Origin of the sequence: Dyella sp. 333MFSha, from assembly GCF_900102405.1 — a bacterium.
GTDB lineage: Bacteria > Pseudomonadota > Gammaproteobacteria > Xanthomonadales > Rhodanobacteraceae > Luteibacter > Luteibacter mycovicinus.
Window position 1 is genome coordinate 839,757 of record NZ_FNBR01000001.1, and the last position, 16,499, is coordinate 856,255.

Genomic DNA, 16,499 nt, shown 5'->3' on the forward strand with positions numbered 1-16,499 from the left:
CCATCACGTCAGCAGGTGCTGCTGGTCGAGCCAGCGCTCGGCATCCAGCGCGGCCATGCAGCCGAAGCCGGCCGAGGTGATCGCCTGGCGGTAGACGTGGTCGGCCACGTCGCCCGCCGCGAACACGCCCGGGACCGAGGTCGCCGTGGCCATGCCGTGGGTGCCCGACTGGATCTGGATGTAGCCGTCCTTCATGTCGAGCTGACCTTCGAAGATGCCGGTGGCCGGAGTGTGGCCGATGGCGACGAAGAAGCCCTGGACGTCGAGGTCGCGCTTGGCGCCGGTGTTGACGTCCTTGACGCGGACGCCGTTGACGCCGGAGTCGTCACCCAGCACTTCGTCGATCTGGTGGTTCCAGAGCAGCTCGATCTTGCCGGCCGCGACCTTCTCGAAGACCTTGTCCTGCATGATCTTTTCCGCGCGGAACTTGTCGCGGCGGTGGACGAGGTACACCTTGCGGGCGATGTTGGCGAGGTACAGGGCTTCTTCGACCGCGGTGTTGCCCCCGCCGACCACCACCACGTCCTGCTCGCGGAAGAAGAACCCGTCGCAGGTGGCGCAGGCGGAGACGCCGCGGCCCTTGAACTTCTCTTCCGAGGCGATGCCCAGGTATTTGGCGGTGGCGCCGGTGGTGATGATCAGCGCGTCGGCGGTGTACTCGCCGCTGTCACCCTTCAGGCGGAACGGGCGGTTGCCCAGGTCCACGCTGTGGATGTGGTCGAAGACCATCTCGGTCTCGAAGCGCTCGGCGTGCTCGGCCATGCGGCGCATCAGCTCCGGTCCCTGCACGCCCTTCTCGTCACCGGGCCAGTTGTCGACCTCGGTGGTGGTCATCAGCTGGCCGCCCTGCTGCAGGCCGGTGATCATCGTCGGCTTGAGGTTGGCGCGCGCCGCGTAGACCGCGGCCGTGTAGCCGGCGGGACCGGAGCCGAGGATCAGCAGGCGGCTGTGCTTGGGGGTGCTCATGTATAATCCTTGAGGTTTGCTGCGACGTGTTTCGAGGTTGCGCAAGATCGTTGTCGACCCGGAAGAATGGGGAAGACGAGGGTGCGATTCAAGACATTCGCTTCATGATGGTGCCTCCCATGTCCCCGCATGGTGGCTTTTGTTCGTCCGACTTCTCTCGGTTCATTCAGGATCCTCCTCAAGATGCGCATCGGTATCCCCTCCGAAACCAAGACCCTCGAAGGCCGCGTGGCCCTCATTCCGGCCGCCGCGGCCGATCTGGTCCGCCGTGGCCATGAGGTCTTCATCCAGTCCGGCGCCGGCACCAAGTCCGGTTATACGGACGCCGACTACGCCGTGCTGGGCGTCACCGTGGTGCCCGACGCCGCCGCCCTTTATGAAAAGGGCGAGCTGATCGTCAAGGTCAAGGAGCCGATCGAAGGCGATCTGAAGCTGCTCAAGAAGCACCACCTGCTGTTCTGCTACCTGCACCTGGCCGCCGAGCCGGCGCTGACCAAGAGCCTGCTGGATATCGGCCTGACCGGTATTGCGTTCGAGTCCGTCGACGAAAACGGCGTGCTGCCGCTGCTGCTGCCGATGTCCGTCATCGCCGGCCGCATCGCCACCCAGATCGGCACCACGCTCCTGCACCAGCCCAACGGCGGCAAGGGCAAGCTGCTGGGCGGCATGGCCTCCACGCCGCGCGGCAAGGTCGTCGTGCTGGGTGCGGGCGCCGCAGGTGGCAACGCCGCCGCGCTCGCCGCCTCGGCCGGTGCCAACGTCGTCGTCTTCGACAAGCGCCAGGACCGTCTGGCCGAGATGATGGCCATGGGTCCCAACGTCACCGCGCTCTACGCCTATGAGTCCTCGGTGGCCGAAGAAGTCCGCAACGCCGACATCGTCGTCGGCGCCGTGCTGATCCCCAGCGCCAAGGCGCCGCGCGTGGTCACGGAAGAGATGGTCAAGACGATGGAGAAGGGCTCGGTGCTCGTCGACATCTCGATCGACCAGGGCGGCTGCTTCGAGACCTCGCGTCCGACCACCTGGAAGGAGCCGACCTACGACGTCCACGGCGTGACGCATTTCTGCGTGACCAACATGCCGGGCGCCGTGCCGCAGACCTCGTCCACCGCCATTTCGGCCGCCATCCTGCCGTACGTGCAGCGCCTGGCCGCCGGCGACGCGTGGCGCGATCACGCCCCGCTGGCCGCCGGTATCAATATCGAGGGCGGCAAGCTCGTCCACCCGGCGCTTCAGGGCGTGGCATGATGCCGAAAACCCGATCCGAGGTCGTTTGCTAAGTGGCGCGCAGCGCGAAAGTCGTCAAGAAACAGGCCAGGACGCAGATCAAGGCCCAACGCGAAGGCTTGAGTGACGAACTCAAGCGTCGCCTGCGCGAAGCGGGAGCCCTTCTGGTGCTCCCGCTCGCCCTGTACCTGCTCGTCTGCCTGATCAGCTACAACGATCAGGACCCGAGCTGGGGGCACATGGGGGTCGCCGAGCACGCCACCAATTTCGGTGGTGCGGTCGGCGCCAACATCGCCAATCTGCTCCGTTACATCTTCGGCCTGGTCTCGTACTTCTTTCCGCTGCTGCTGCTGGCCCTCGGCGTGCAGGTGATCCGCCAGCGGGGCGAGCGCAACGTCGCCCCGTGGGAGCCGTCCCTGCGCCTGATCGGGTTCGTGTTCTTCTTCATCACCGGCCCCGCGCTGGTGTATCTGAACGTCGATTCGCCCGTGTTGCCGGAAGGTCCGGGCGGCATCGTCGGCAAGTGGGTCGGGCGCGGCGTGCATGCCGCGTTCGGCGACAAGGGCGCGCCGCTGTTGCTGCTGGCCCTGTTCCTCATCGCCGTCACCCTCGCCACCGGCCTGTCGTGGTTCCGCCTCATGGATCTGACGGGGCAGGGCGTGGTGCGACTGGGCGGCTGGTTCGGCGGCAAGATGCGCCGCGCGCCGGACGTCATGGCGGCCCGCACCGCACGCGCCGAGCGCGAAGTGGTGAAGAAGGCCGAGGCCGTCAAGCAGGCCAGACGCGAGCCCGTACGTATCGAGACGCCCACCCCCATGGTGGTCAAGAGCGAGCGTGCGTCCCGCGAGAACCAGATTCCGCTGTTCACCGGCGCGTCCATCGAGGGTGAGATCCCGCCGCTGTCGCTGCTGGACGAAGCGCCGCCGCAGGGGCCCGGCTACTCCGAGGAAACCCTCGAGGTGCTGTCGCGCCAGGTGGAGCTGAAGCTCAAGGACTTCCGTGTCGAGGCGCGTGTGGTCGGCGTCTATCCCGGCCCGGTCATCACCCGCTTCGAGCTCGAACCCGCCGCGGGCGTGCGCGGCAGCCAGGTCTCCAGCCTGGACAAGGACATCGCGCGCGGGCTGTCCGTGGTCAGCGTGCGCGTGGTCGACGTCATTCCGGGCAAGAACGTCATCGGCCTGGAAATCCCGAACACCAAGAAGCAGATCGTCTACCTCTCGGAAATCCTTCGTTCCGAGCGCTACGACCAGGTGAAGTCGCCGCTGGCGCTCGCCCTCGGCAAGGACATCGGCGGCAAGGCCGTGGTCACCGACCTCGCCAAGATGCCCCACCTGCTCGTCGCCGGTACCACCGGTTCCGGTAAGTCCGTGGCGGTCAACGCCATGGTGCTCAGCTTGCTGTACAAGTCGAGCGCCAAGGACGTGCGGATGATCATGATCGATCCGAAGATGCTGGAGCTCTCGGTCTACGAGGGCATCCCGCATCTGCTGGCGCCGGTCGTCACCGACATGAAGGAAGCCGCCAACGCGCTGCGCTGGTGCGTCGCCGAGATGGAGCGCCGTTACAAGCTCATGGCCGCGGTGGGCGTGCGCAACCTCGGTGGCTTCAACAAGAAGGTGAAGGACGCGGAGAACAGCGGGCAGCCGCTGCTCGACCCGCTGTTCCGCGCCAACCCCGACATGCCGTCCATGACGGCCGATCCGCTCGAGCCGCTGCCGCACATCGTCATCATCATCGACGAGTTCGCCGACATGATGATGATCGTCGGCAAGAAGGTCGAAGAGCTGATCGCGCGTCTGGCGCAGAAGGCGCGTGCGGCGGGTGTGCATCTGATCCTCGCCACGCAGCGTCCGTCGGTCGACGTCATCACGGGTCTGATCAAGGCGAACATCCCGACGCGTATCGCGTTCCAGGTGTCGTCCAAGATCGACTCGCGCACCATCCTCGACCAGTCCGGCGCGGAAGCGCTGCTCGGTCACGGTGACATGCTCTACCTCCCGCCGGGTACGGCCACGCCGGAGCGCGTGCACGGTGCCTTCGTGGACGACCACGAGGTGCACAACGTCGTCGAGTGGCTGCGTGCGCAGGGTGCGCCCAACTACATCGAAGGCGTGCTGGAAGAAGTCCAGTCCACCGCCGATGGCAAGATCATCAACGACGCCGGTCTTCCGCAGGATGCCGACGGTGACGGCGACAGCGACAACGCTCTCTACGACCGCGCCGTGCGCGTGGTGACGGAGACGCGTCGCGCGTCCATCTCCGGCGTGCAGCGTCATCTGCGTATCGGCTACAACCGCGCCGCCCGCCTCGTCGAACAGATGGAGCAGGAAGGCATCGTCAGCGCCCCGCAGCACAACGGTAACCGTGAAGTGCTGGCGCCGCCGCCCCCCAAGGATTAATCGCCCCATGAACACCATGAAGCCGGGCGCGCTACGTCAGCGCCCCTGGAGCCTGCTCGTCACCGGCGACCTCGTGCCCACGGCCGAGGTGCTCGACGAAGTCACGAGCGTGTTCGAACTCAATCCGTCCATCCCTGGTCTGGAGCTGCGCGCCGACGACGGCCGCGCGTGCTTCGTCACTCGCGAGTACCCGAGCGGACACACCGCCGAGGTCGACGACGCGCTGGAAGTGATCTTCGCCGAACAGACCGAGATCGCCGAGATCGTCGTGCTGGGTCAGGAAGCGCGCCCCGCACACACGGCCACCCGCGATGCGCCTTTCTGGCACCGCGACGGTAAGGCCATCGCCGACATCAGCGAGAAGATGGAGGCCGGCGAGATCTCGCCGGGAGAAGCCATCGACATGCTTAAGTCGCTGTTCGAAACCGATCGCTGACAATCGCGCCGAACCCTACGGAAGACATCCCATGAAACGCCTCCTGCTCGCCGCGACGCTGTCCCTCCTCAGCCTGCCGACTTTCGCCGCCACCGGCGCGGCCCGCGAGCGCCTGGATGCCTTCTCGAAGGGCCTGCACTCGCTGACCGGCCGTTTCAGCCAGACCCTGGCCAACGCCAACGGCGACCAGGGCAAGGTCAGCTCCGGCACGCTGGCGCTGCAGGCGCCGCGCCAGTTCCGCTGGGAGACCACGGCGCCGTACAAGCAGACGATCGTCGCCGACGGCAGCCGCGTATGGCTCTACGACCCCGACCTGGAGCAGGTGACGGTGCGCAAGCAGAGCAGCGAGGAAGCCCAGAGCCCGCTCACGGTGCTGACCGACCTGTCGCAGATGGACAAGGACTTCAAGGTCACCGAGCAGGGCGAGCACGACGGCCTGGTCTGGCTACGCCTGCAGTCCACGTCGAAGGACCCTCAGTTCGACTTTGCCGACCTGGGGTTCGACGCCAGCGGCCTCGCGCGCATGGCCTTCAAGGATCAGCTCGGCAACACGACGCAGATTTCGTTCGCCGGATGGCAGAAGAATCCCGCCGTCCCGGCCAGCACGTTCGAGTTCGTCCCCCCGCAGGGCACCGATGTGATCGGAGACGCCCCGGTGCTCCAGACCCAGCCGGTGAAATAACGCGCATCACCCCCTCCGGGACGCGACCCGCGCTGTAGGAGCGCGCCCTGCGCGCGAAAAGCCAACAGCGCGAGGAAGCAGGAAGGGTGCGGCTTCACCGCTCCGTGGGCTTTTCGCGCGCGGGGCGCGCTCCTACACGCGCGGGGCGCGCTCCTACATGCGCGGGGCGCGCTCCTACACGCGCGGGGCGCGCTCCTACACGCGCGGGGCGCGCTCCTACACGTCTGGCATTCATGCCAGACTCCGCCCGTCACACAGGATGTTACGGAGAGACCAACGGTATGTACGTCATCTGGGCCATTGTCTGCGCGGTGATCGGCGCCCTTGTCGATCAGGGGTGGACCGGCGCCGTCGCGGGGGCTGTCATCGGCTGGTTACTGGGGCGGCAGTCGCAATTTCGCGATGAGCTGGATGCACTGCGGACACGGCTGGATGCGGTGAGTGCGGCCGCGGCGGAGTCAACGTCCGCGACGCCAGTGCCTGCGACGCCGAAGCCACTGACGCCGGCGGACTGGCCTGACGCCCATCCGGTGCGGGTGCCGCGACCTCCGGTGCCTGTCGCGGGACCGGAGGGGCAGCCGGGGGTGTTTTCTTCACGGCCGCCGCCGGTGCCTTTGTCGGTGCCTGGGGCGATTTCGCAGGCCCCGATAGCTAACAGGGTTGGCGCCACGCAGGAGCCGGGGACATCGGGTGAACCGGCAGTGCCCCGCGAGCCCTCCGTGCCCGTCGAGCCAGCCGGGCCTTCACTGGTCGATCGGTGGATCGAGGCGGGTAAGCGCTGGTTTACCGAGGGTAACGTGCCGGTGAAGGTCGGCATGCTGGTGTTGATCGCCGGCGTGGGCGCGTTCCTGAAATACGCCTCGGATAACGGCTTGCTCCGGGTACCGGTATCGGTACGGCTGAGCATCGTGGCGCTGGTGGCGATCGCTGGCGTAGCGTTCGGCTGGGTTCAGCGCGAGAAGCGGCGTTCGTTCGGGCTGGCCTTGCAGGGTGGCGGCCTGGGCGTGCTGGTGATGATCGTGTTCGCCGCGTACCGACTTTATGGTCTGCTCGATGCGGGTCCAACCTTCGCACTGCTGCTGATCTTCGTCGCGGGTATGGGTGTGCTGGCGGTGCTGCAGGATGCGCTGGCGCTGGCGGTGCTCGGCCTGATCGCCGGTTTCGCCGCGCCGATCATGGCGTCGTCGGGGCAGGGCAATCACGTCGCGCTTTTCAGCTATTACGCGGTGCTCAACCTGGGCATTCTCGGCATCGCATGGAAAAAGGCGTGGCGCGTGCTCAACGTGCTCGGCTTCGTCGCCACCTTCGGGGTCGGCACGGCCTGGGGGGTGCTGAAGTACAGCCCGTCTCTGTTCGAAAGCACCGAGCCGTTCCTCATCTTCCACTTCCTGCTCTTTCTCGTGGTGCCGTGGCTGCACGTGCTGCGCTCGCCGAAGGGTCGCCGCGTCATCCTCGACGGCTGCCTGATGTTCGGCAATCCGATCGCCAGCCTGCTCTTGCAGGGCGCGTTGCTCGACTGGGAACCGATGCCGCTGGCCATCTCCGCGCTGATCGCCGCGGGCCTTTATATCGCCGTCGCGTTCGCCATCCGCAAGCGCGAGGATATGGACCTGCTGCGTGAAACCTGGGCTGTGCTGGCCGTGGCCTTCGCGACGATCGCGGTGCCGTTGGCGCTGAGTGCCGCTGTGACCGCCAGTGTCTTCGCGCTCGAAGGCGCGGGCCTGATCTGGCTCGGCTTCCGGCAGGGACGTCGGCTGCCGCGCTGGTCGGGTGTGTTCCTGCAACTTGTCGCTGGCGTGGCCTGGTGCCTGGCTCTCGCGTTCCGCACACGCTACGGGGACACCGCCTTCCTCAATCCCGAGTTCATCGGCAGCTTGCTGCTCGTCGTCGGCGCGGCTGTGGGCGTATGGCAGTTCGATCGGCATGGCACGTCCCGGGGCGTTTCCAGTCTCGCGCGCGTCGGTCTCCTGCTCTGGGCGGGCCTATGGTGGTTCGTGGGTTTCGGCAATGAAATCGGGCGATTCGTGCGCGATACCGGTGACACAGGCATCCCGACGAACGTGGATGCCGCGTGGCTCGCGCTGGTCGGCGTGACCGGCTGGTTGCTCGCGGAAGCCTGCCCGCGGGCACGCAAGCTGGATCTCGGCGCGGTGCTGGCGTTCTCGGTGCCGCTTTCCTTCCTGTTCTCGCTGCTGATCGTGCTGCAAGGCGCCAACGAGCGAGTGCAATGGCTCGCCGGCTGGCCCCTGGGTGCGGTCATCGTCATGGCGGTGACCGGCTGGCTCGCGATGCGCGGCGAAGGTACGCACCGTGTCGCCGCCGTGGCGACCAGCACCGTCTGGTGGCTTCGCTGGCTGGCCCTGTTCACCTTGTCCATCGGGCTTGCGCTGGATCATGTGGCGGGCGTGGGGCAGGGCTGGCAGATCGTCGCCTGTTCGGTGCCGACCCTGTTAATCGTGGCAATCACGATGTGGTGGCCTCGTCTGCTTGCGTCGCCACTGGCGATTTACCTGCGCGAAATCCGCGTCAGTGTCGGGGGCGCGATGGTGCTGGCGATGGCCGTCGTCGGTCTGATCGCACTCACCGCCGCGGGCAGCCCGCAGCCGTTGCCCTTCGTTCCCGTCCTCAATCCGCTGGATCTTCTGCTCATCGCGGTGCTTCTGTTTACCGCACGTGCGATTTCCGACGAGGCCGTTCCGCCGGCGATCAGGCGCACGCGGCCCGCTGCGCTCGCGGTCGCCTTCTTCATCGTCGCGACCAGCATGACGCTGCGCGCCGTGCATCACCTTGGCGGCGTGCCGTGGGATTCGTCGATGCCTTCGTCCAGTCTTGCCGAACTCTCGCTCACCGTGGTCTGGAGCGTGATCGGCGTCGTCGCCTGGGTGCTCGGTTCGCGTCGCGGCCAGCGCCTGCTGTGGATGGCCGGTGCGGGCACGATGGCGGTGGTGCTGCTGAAGCTGCTGCTGGTGGATCGCGGACATCTGGGCAACCTGTTCGGCATCGCGTCCTTCATCGCCTATGGCCTGCTGTGCACGGTTATCGGCTATCTCGCTCCCGCGCCGCCCAAAGAGGGCGCGGTCATCGCTCCGGAGTCACCGCATGCGTCGTGATGTGGGTTGTCTACTTGTTCTTGGTCTGTTCGCCACGGGCGCCCGTGCCGAGGCGCCCGAGGCATTCGCCTATGCGTGGCCGATCGTCGCGCCGCAGGGTGGCAAGGCCTACCTCGTCGAACTGCCTCAGGACGCGTACGCCTGGGCATCGCGCGATGCCGGGCTCGCCAATGTCGTCGTGGTCGATGCGGAGGGGCGGCAGGTCGCCGCCGGCCCGTATACCGCCGCTGCGCCGACCTCGCATCCCGTGACGCTCGATGCGCCGTTGCGCGCGGTGCCCGCCGCCGTGGATGGCGTGCCTGGTGCGCGCATCCAGCGCAGCACCAACGGCGATATCGTAATCGAGCCGGGTCCGGTGGCGCCGACCGCCACGCCGCGCGTCTGGCTGTTCGACGCGCGCTCGGCGATCGCGCCGGAGCGCCTGGAGTTTGCGGCGATCGACCACGACGTCAACCTCGGCGTCGACGTCGATACCAGTAACGACTTGCAGGACTGGAACACGCGCGTGCGCGGCGCGTCGATCGTGACGCTCGGCAAGGGCGATGGCGCGGTGGATGCGCGCGTGATCAAGCTGTCCGGTTCGCCGGCGCGTTACTACCGCGTGCGTGTGATGAGTGGCGAAGCACCGTGGGCGGTCGACGGCACGTCGTCCGTCACCTTGTCGGGAAGTGTCGAAGACGCGGCGGCGAAGGACGAAGCGAAGCTGCTCTGGCTGGATGTTCCCGTCGGCGACACGAAGAGCAGCGGGCAGGGCGTCGATTACGACTATCGCTTGCCGGCCGCGTTGCCGGTGAACTCCGTGCGCGTCACGCTGGGGAAGAGCGACAGCGTGGCCCGTCTTGATGCATCGGCGGTCGAGGGCACGATGAGCAGCGAGGCGCTGGGCACGCTCGTCGTCACCCCGGATGGTACGGAAGGTCGTCGGCCGCTCGAGGTGAATGCACGTCGTCGCGATCTGCTGCGTCTGCATTCGGCGACGCCGCTGCGCGAAGCGCCGCATCTGTCGGTGGGCTGGCGGCCGGATCGCTTCGTCTTCCTGCCCGAAGGCAAGGGGCCGTATCGGTTGCTGGTGGGCAGTGCGCGCGAGCGGCGTCCGGCGTGGCCCGTGGGCGATGCGGTGACGGCCTTGCGTAAGAGCGAAGGCGCGGCGTGGCGCCCTGACGAAACGACACTGGGTCCCGGACAGGAGCTGGGCGGACGCGAGGCGCTGAGTTCGCCGGCCGCGCCATTCGACTGGACCCGGCCTTTGCTCTGGGTGGTGTTGTTGCTGGGGGCGGGTTTAATTGTAGGGATGGCGGGCAGTTTGCTGCGGAAGCCGAAGGCGGGTGGCGAGGACGAGGGCAAGGGCAAGGACGAGCGTTGAGGGCGGCTCCGAGGCCTTGAGCGCATCTGCACGCCCGACGCGCGATAATGGGATTTCACCCCCTCCCGCGAGTCCCATGTCTTTTCAGTCCCCCGGCCTTTTTGCCGAACCCGAAGCGCTGAAGCCCCTGGCCGAGCGTATGCGTCCGCGTGCCCTCGACGAGATAGTGGGGCAGCAGCGGGTGGCGGGCGAGGGTAAGCCGCTGCGCCGTGCGCTGGAGGCAGGCAAGGTCCATTCGATGATCCTGTGGGGGCCGCCGGGGTGTGGCAAGACCACGCTGGCCCTTCTGGTCGCCCGGTACGCCGACGCCGACTTCCGCGCCATTTCCGCTGTCATGAGCGGCCTGCCGGACGTGCGAAAGGCGCTCGCGGAGGCGGAAGGCAACTTCGCGCAGGGGCGCCGCACCGTCCTGTTCGTCGACGAGGTGCATCGCTTCAACAAAGCCCAGCAGGACGCCTTCCTGCCGCATATCGAGCGGGGCGTGATCATCTTCGTCGGCGCGACCACCGAGAACCCGTCGTTCGAGCTCAACTCCGCGTTGCTCTCACGGTGCCGTGTGCACGTGCTGGACGCGGTGAGCCCGGACGATATCGTGGCCGCATTGCATCGCGCGCTGGCCGACAAGGAACGCGGTCTGGGCGATCTCGAACTCGATGTCGACGAAGCGTCGCTGAAACTCATCGCCAGTGCCGCCGATGGCGATGTACGTCGTGCGCTTACCTTGCTGGAAATCGCCGCCGAGCTCGCCGAAAACGGCCGGATCGACGATGCGACGCTGGAGCAGGTGCTGGCGGATCGCACGCGTCGTTTCGACAAGAGCGGCGAGCAGTTCTACGACCAGATCTCGGCCCTGCATAAATCCGTGCGCTCGTCCGATCCGGATGCCGCCGTTTACTGGCTGACGCGCATGCTCGACGGGGGCTGCGATCCGCTGTATCTGGCCCGGCGCATGACGCGGATGGCGGTGGAAGATGTGGGTCTGGCCGAGCCGCGCGCGTGGCGCATGGCGCTGGATGCGTGGGATACCTACGAGCGCCTCGGCAGTCCTGAGGGCGAGCTGGGCCTGGCACAGCTGGCGATCTGGCTGGCCATTTCGCCGAAGAGCAACGCAGCTTACATGGCGTACAACAAGGCCAGGGCCACCGTGAAGCAGATGGGCACGCTCGACGTGCCGATGCATCTGCGCAACGCGCCGACCAAGCTGATGAAGGGGCTGGGTTACGGCACCGGTTATCAGTACGACCATGACGTCGAAGGCGGTATCGCGCTTGATCAGCAGTGCCTGCCCGATGAACTAGTGGGGACGACCTTTTATGAGCCGGTCGATCGCGGACTGGAAACGAAACTGCGCGAAAAGCTGGAGGCGTTACGCGCCGCGCGTGCTGACGCCCGGACGCGGAAGTAGTTCTGCCGCTGTCACGGGAGTCCTGGCGACGCTACGGACGGTATTTGCTGCATTGCGGTACGATACGGTGCATCCCCGCTGAGACTTTCCCCGATGATCGATCTGATTGCCATCGACATGGATGGCACGCTGTTGAACGCCGCGCACGAAATCACGCCGCGGGTAAAGCAGGCCATCACGGCGGCCCGGGCCCGGGGTATCCGCATCGTGCTGGCTACCGGCCGGCCTTTCTCGGGTGTCGAGGAATACCTCGCGGAGCTCGGCATGAACGGGGAGGGCGACTACTGCGTCACCTTCAACGGTGCGGTCGTGCAGAACGCCGCGGGCACGAAAATCATCGCCGAGACTACCCTGGGCTATGACGATTTCATCTATTGCGAAGAAGTCTCGCGCGACCTGGGCGTGCACTTTCACGCACTGTACGAGCGCAGCATGATGACGCCGAACGCGGACATCAGCTCGCATACCGTGCGCGACGCGTACATCTCACGCACGCCGTTGCTTTACCGATCCATCGAACAGCTGGACCCGGCGTGGCGCTTCCGGAAGTTTATGATGGTGGATGACGGTCCCGTGCTCGATCGCGCCATCGCCAATATGCCGCCGGAACTGACGGAGCGTTACACGGTGGTCAAGAGCGCCTACGACTTCCTCGAGATCCTGCATCCGGACGCGGGCAAGGGCAGGGCGCTGGCCACGCTGGCCGCGCACCTGGGTGTCCCCAGCGATCGCATCATGGCGATCGGCGATCAGGAAAACGATCTGGTCATGCTGGAGTTCGCGGGCGTCGGCGTGGCGATGGGCAACGCGATCGACACCGTGAAGGCCGTGGCGAACCACGTCACGACCAGTAACAACGAGGACGGCGTGGCCGTCGCCATCGAGCGATACGTGCTCGACAGGCACTGAAGAACCCCTGCCGAAAGCCACTACCATCGTGCGTTGACGAGTCGTACGCTCGGACCAACAGCCCGGGTGGAGACGGCTCATGCGTATCGCGATGGCAACGCTGATCGGTGGTCTCGTGATGTTTCTCTGGGGTGCGTTCGCGCACATGGTGTTACCGCTGGGCGAGATGTCCATGCGGGCGCCACTGGACGAAGACAGGGTGATTGCTTCCCTGAAGCAAGGCCTGCCGGCCGAGGCTGGTATCTATGTGCTGCCGCACTTCGACAGGGGTGCCGCGGACGATGAAAAGGCCCGCGCCGCGTTCTCCGCGAAGGCGGTGGCCAGCCCGTTCGCTTTCATCGTTTACGAGCCGCATGGGCGCGACTCCATGCAGATGGGCGGCAACCTGTTTCATCAATGGCTGACGAACACGCTCGGGGCATGGATTCTCGCCCTGGTGATGCTCCGCGCCGGGGTGGGCGTGACGCGCGGATTGGTGCTTGGCCTGGCGATGGGCGTCTTCAGCTGGTTGTCGATCAGCGTGCCCTACTGGAACTGGTACCGGTTTCCCGATGCGTTCACGGTGGGTTCGCTGCTGGAGACCGCGTTCGGGTGGTTGCTGGCGGGTGCCTCTATCGGATGGTGGTTGAGGCGGGGGGTATCGCCAGCACGCCCGGATCCCACCGGCCCGTTGTAGGAGCGCGCCCCGCGCGCGACCCAAGTCGCACGAAGAACAGCTGACCAAGGCACCCGCTACCGCCAGCAAGTCCGACTCCTACCCAAGAGCGTTATTGCCCGGTAGCCTGCGCGGACCGACTTGGGGAAGTCTCGCCCGTGACGTTATTCGAAAGCCTTCTTCTGCTGCTGCTGGCGGCCATCGTGTTGCTGCAGGTGGCGCGGCATCTGTCGTTGCCGTATCCGTCGATGCTGGCACTGGCGGGCGTGGGCGTGGCGTTGCTGCCAGGGGCGCCGGACTTTCCGATCGATCCGCGGACGGCCTTGCCCTTATTCATCGCGCCGGCGCTGATGGATGCGGCGTTCGACTTCCCCGTGACCACCGCCAGGCGCTTCTGGATCCCGCTGGTCATCTTCGCGCTCGGCGGGGTGCTTATCACGGCCCTGCTGGTCGCGTGGGTGGGCTGGGTGTTCGCGGGCCTGCCAATCGCCGCGGCGCTGGTGCTCGGTGCGATCGTGGCGCCGCCGGACGCGGCGGCGGCCACGGCGATACTTTCCGGCATGGCGATTCCACGCGCCACCGACGCGATCCTGCGCGGCGAGAGTCTGTTCAACGACGCGGCCGCGCTGTTGCTGTTCAGCGCCGCGCTGACCGCGCAGATGTCCGGCGGACTCACGGCGGCCCAGGTCGGCGGATTCGCACTGGCGGCGCCCGGCGGTGTGTTGTTCGGCATGGTCGCCGCCTGGCTGATGCCGTACATGAGCCGGCTCGTCACGGGCGCGCTGGACAGTAACCTGCTGCAGTTCGTCAACACCTTCCTGGTCTGGATCATCGCCGAGCACCTTCACGTATCGCCCGTGCTCGCCGTGGTGGCGCTGGCGATGACGCTCGCGTCGCGTACGGCGCGACCGACCTCGCCGCGCATGCGCGTGCAGTCGTACGCGGTGTGGAACGTCGTGGTGTTCGTGCTCAATGTGCTCGCCTTCCTGCTGATGGGCCTGCAGGCGCGGCGGATCATCGGCGACATGAGCGGCGAGCACCTGCGCCACGCGCTCGCCTTCACCGGGCTGGTGATCGCCATCGTCGTGTTCGTCCGGCTGGTCGTCGCGCTGGGCTTCAATCGCGCGGTGGCGTGGTACCGCCGTCGTTCGGGACGGGAGGAGCCCGCCACCTGGCGGCAGGCCACGCTGGCCGGGTGGTGCGGTATGCGCGGGCTGGTGACGCTGGCGACGGCGTTCATCCTGCCGGCGGACTTCCCGCAGCGGGACACGGTGGTTCTCGCCGCCTTCGGCGTGGTGCTGGCCACGCTGGTGGTGCAGGGGCTTACCCTCGCGCCGATGATTCGGCTGCTGGGGCTGGATCATCGCGCGGTGACCGAGCGCGAGCTCGTCGCGGTCCGTCGCGGTCTGGCCCGGGCAGCCCTGCATCGGCTGGAGGACGAAGCCAGTGAAGAGGGCGCGCGGCTGGCGGCGCTGTTCCGCATCGAGGTCGACGCGCTGGACGAGCCGCCACGCGGCGATGCGCATCAGCGGCACTGTGCCTTGTCGCTCGCCGCCATCGCCGCGCAGCGGGCGGAGCTCGAACGCTGCCGTCTGGAATTTCAGCTCAGCGACGACGATTACAACTTCCTGCTCGAGCAACTCGACTGGCGGGAACTGACCGTGCTTCCGCCGGAAGCGACGCGCATCGGTACGGCTTAGCCGCCGCAGCGGCTTCGGCTCGAAAAATCAGCATTTGGCCGATACGGCTGGTGGGGCGTCACGACATACCGTGACCACTCCTTCCACCGACCGGATCGTGTCATGCCTGGCGATTACCTGCGTCCCAAACCCGACCCCGTGTACGCGACGGCACGCTGCGGCCGTGCCGTCGTGGCGCGGCCACCGGGAGCACCCGTGGCCGCCAGCCGGCAGCGAAGCGTCCGCCGGTAAGGGTAGTCAATCGGGGGACCGACGATGGATTCGCAGCATCATTTCACCGCCATCGATGGCGGCTTTTGCCGTGGGCGGCTCGCATGATGCCCGTGCCGGTCCTGCTTGCGGACGAGCAGGCGCTGTTGCGCGACGGCGTGGCGGCGCTGCTGAGTCACTCCACGCGCTACCAGGTCATCGGCAGTACCGCGGACGGTCGCGACTGCGTGCGTCTGGCGTTGCGACAGCAGCCAGGACTGATCGTCTTCGACTGTGCCATGCGCGGACTCAGTGGTCTGGAAGCGATCCGGCGGATCGCACCGCGCTGTCCACAAACCCGGCTTCTCTGCCTTTCCGGCTACGAGGACTCCCGATGGGTACGCGCCGCCTTCGACGCGGGCGCCCACGGTTACGTGCTGAAGCGCGACGGCTTCGACGTGCTACGTGAGGCGATCGATACGGTGATGCGCCAGCGTTACTTCATCAGTCCGGACATAGGGCATCTGCTGGTGGATGGTCTGCGTCGCCAGGATGGACCGTCGTTTGCGACGACCGGAGCGCTGAGTGCGCGCGAGCGCGAAATCACCCAGCTGTTCGCCGAAGGGCTCAGTGCACGCGACATTTCCGAGCGATTGCACGTCAGCATCAAGACCGTCGGCACGCACCGGGAACACATCATGGCGAAACTGGGCATCAACGGCATCGCGCAGCTCACGCGATACGCCTTGCGCGAAGGACTCACCACGCTCGATCCGTGAGTCCCGCAGGTCAGCAACGGCGGCCGCGCGATTCAGTGTTTTGCCGATGCCGCCATTGCCACCACCCACGGATAGTGACTCCACGGACGCCACCGCGTCTTTTCAGGAGCTCACACCATGGCCGACTTCAACAGCTTCTTCCCCACGTTACTCAGACATGAGGGAGGTTTCGTCAACGACCCTGCGGATCCGGGCGGCGCGACCAACAAAGGCATCACGTTGGGCACGTTTCAGCAGTGCGCCAAACGTCTTCTCGGTGTCGAGCCCACGCTCGATAACTTGCGTGCGCTGAGCGACGCGGACGCGGGCAGGATCTACAAGGCGTTGTACTGGGACAAGGTGCGCGGCGACGAGATCGCGCTGCAGGATCTGGCGAACATCGTCTTCGACTTTCAGGTCAACGCCGGTGGCAACGCATCCAGGCTGCTCCAGCGCGTGCTCAATGCGCAGGGTGTGACCCCACAAATCGCGGTCGATGGCGCCATCGGTGCCGGTACGCTCGCCGCGCTGGGCAAGGTCGACAACGTCGCGGTTTACACCGCGTACAAGCAGGGGCGCAAGGACTACTACAAGAACCTCGTCGCCCAGCGGCCGGGGCTGGGCAAGTTCCTGAAAGGCTGGCTCAACCGCGTCGACTCGTTTCCCGATCTGCCGCAAGCCGCCACGGGAGGTCCCTGAG

General features: G+C 66.6%; 13 protein-coding genes. 12 read left to right on the forward strand and 1 reads right to left on the reverse strand.

The features are described 5' to 3' along the window. Nucleotides 1-3 precede the first annotated feature (3 nt). Entirely contained in the window at nucleotides 4-966 is a 963-nt protein-coding gene (gene trxB / locus BLT40_RS03820) for a thioredoxin-disulfide reductase (RefSeq protein ID WP_036112649.1), read from the reverse strand. 183 nt (nucleotides 967-1,149) lie between these two features. On the opposite strand from trxB, the gene ald reads away from it, so the two are divergent. From ald to BLT40_RS03880, 12 genes are all read left to right on the forward strand, one after another. Beyond that, complete coding sequence (gene ald / locus BLT40_RS03825; RefSeq protein WP_090351506.1) at nucleotides 1,150-2,214, forward strand: alanine dehydrogenase; 1,065 nt, start codon at nucleotides 1,150-1,152, stop codon at nucleotides 2,212-2,214. 98 nt (nucleotides 2,215-2,312) lie between these two features. Beyond that, nucleotides 2,313-4,592: a DNA translocase FtsK gene (locus tag BLT40_RS03830; protein ID WP_197062404.1), complete on the forward strand. Its 2,280-nt coding sequence runs from the start codon at nucleotides 2,313-2,315 to the stop codon at nucleotides 4,590-4,592. A 7-nt stretch (nucleotides 4,593-4,599) separates the two neighbouring features. Further along, nucleotides 4,600-5,028, forward strand: a complete 429-nt coding sequence (locus BLT40_RS03835; RefSeq protein ID WP_036112654.1) for a hypothetical protein — start codon at nucleotides 4,600-4,602, stop codon at nucleotides 5,026-5,028. 31 nt (nucleotides 5,029-5,059) lie between these two features. Continuing rightward, nucleotides 5,060-5,710, forward strand: coding sequence for an outer membrane lipoprotein periplasmic chaperone LolA (lolA, locus tag BLT40_RS03840; protein ID WP_036112657.1), 651 nt, complete (start codon nucleotides 5,060-5,062; stop codon nucleotides 5,708-5,710). Nucleotides 5,711-5,991: 281 nt separating this feature from the next. Beyond that, nucleotides 5,992-8,820, forward strand: a complete 2,829-nt coding sequence (locus BLT40_RS03845) for a DUF2339 domain-containing protein (protein ID WP_090351509.1) — start codon at nucleotides 5,992-5,994, stop codon at nucleotides 8,818-8,820. Beyond that, a complete protein-coding gene (locus tag BLT40_RS03850; RefSeq protein ID WP_176809089.1) occupies nucleotides 8,810-10,183 on the forward strand; it encodes a DUF3999 family protein in 1,374 nt (457 codons plus the stop codon). The genes BLT40_RS03845 and BLT40_RS03850 overlap by 11 nt, the downstream gene beginning before the upstream one ends. Nucleotides 10,184-10,259: 76 nt before the next feature. After that, nucleotides 10,260-11,588 carry a replication-associated recombination protein A gene (locus tag BLT40_RS03855; protein WP_090351515.1) on the forward strand — a complete coding sequence of 443 codons (1,329 nt, stop codon included), beginning with the start codon at nucleotides 10,260-10,262 and terminating at the stop codon, nucleotides 11,586-11,588. A gap of 93 nt (nucleotides 11,589-11,681) precedes the next feature. Further along, on the forward strand, nucleotides 11,682-12,497 hold the full coding sequence (gene yidA / locus BLT40_RS03860) for a sugar-phosphatase (RefSeq protein ID WP_079520295.1): 816 nt from the start codon (nucleotides 11,682-11,684) through the stop codon (nucleotides 12,495-12,497). Nucleotides 12,498-12,576: 79 nt separating this feature from the next. After that, nucleotides 12,577-13,173 (forward strand): hypothetical protein, encoded by a 597-nt coding sequence (locus BLT40_RS03865; protein ID WP_090351520.1) that lies wholly within the window; start codon nucleotides 12,577-12,579, stop codon nucleotides 13,171-13,173. A 137-nt stretch (nucleotides 13,174-13,310) separates the two neighbouring features. Further along, on the forward strand, nucleotides 13,311-14,852 hold the full coding sequence (locus BLT40_RS03870; RefSeq protein ID WP_090351522.1) for a cation:proton antiporter: 1,542 nt from the start codon (nucleotides 13,311-13,313) through the stop codon (nucleotides 14,850-14,852). 314 nt (nucleotides 14,853-15,166) lie between these two features. Beyond that, nucleotides 15,167-15,820, forward strand: coding sequence for a response regulator (locus tag BLT40_RS03875; protein ID WP_051943560.1), 654 nt, complete (start codon nucleotides 15,167-15,169; stop codon nucleotides 15,818-15,820). 117 nt (nucleotides 15,821-15,937) lie between these two features. Next, the gene (locus BLT40_RS03880) at nucleotides 15,938-16,498 is read left to right on the forward strand and encodes a glycoside hydrolase family 108 protein (RefSeq protein WP_090351526.1); all 561 of its coding nucleotides are present in this window, start codon (nucleotides 15,938-15,940) and stop codon (nucleotides 16,496-16,498) included. Nucleotide 16,499 lies beyond the last annotated feature (1 nt).

Coding starts and splice junctions, on each gene's coding strand:
- trxB (WP_036112649.1), bottom strand. CDS start 966: ATGAGCACCCCCAAGCACAGCCGCCTGCTGATCCTCGGCTCCGGTCCC.
- ald (WP_090351506.1), top strand. CDS start 1,150: ATGCGCATCGGTATCCCCTCCGAAACCAAGACCCTCGAAGGCCGCGTG.
- BLT40_RS03835 (WP_036112654.1), top strand. CDS start 4,600: ATGAACACCATGAAGCCGGGCGCGCTACGTCAGCGCCCCTGGAGCCTG.
- lolA (WP_036112657.1), top strand. CDS start 5,060: ATGAAACGCCTCCTGCTCGCCGCGACGCTGTCCCTCCTCAGCCTGCCG.
- BLT40_RS03845 (WP_090351509.1), top strand. CDS start 5,992: ATGTACGTCATCTGGGCCATTGTCTGCGCGGTGATCGGCGCCCTTGTC.
- BLT40_RS03850 (WP_176809089.1), top strand. CDS start 8,810: ATGCGTCGTGATGTGGGTTGTCTACTTGTTCTTGGTCTGTTCGCCACG.
- BLT40_RS03855 (WP_090351515.1), top strand. CDS start 10,260: ATGTCTTTTCAGTCCCCCGGCCTTTTTGCCGAACCCGAAGCGCTGAAG.
- yidA (WP_079520295.1), top strand. CDS start 11,682: ATGATCGATCTGATTGCCATCGACATGGATGGCACGCTGTTGAACGCC.
- BLT40_RS03865 (WP_090351520.1), top strand. CDS start 12,577: ATGCGTATCGCGATGGCAACGCTGATCGGTGGTCTCGTGATGTTTCTC.
- BLT40_RS03875 (WP_051943560.1), top strand. CDS start 15,167: ATGATGCCCGTGCCGGTCCTGCTTGCGGACGAGCAGGCGCTGTTGCGC.
- BLT40_RS03880 (WP_090351526.1), top strand. CDS start 15,938: ATGGCCGACTTCAACAGCTTCTTCCCCACGTTACTCAGACATGAGGGA.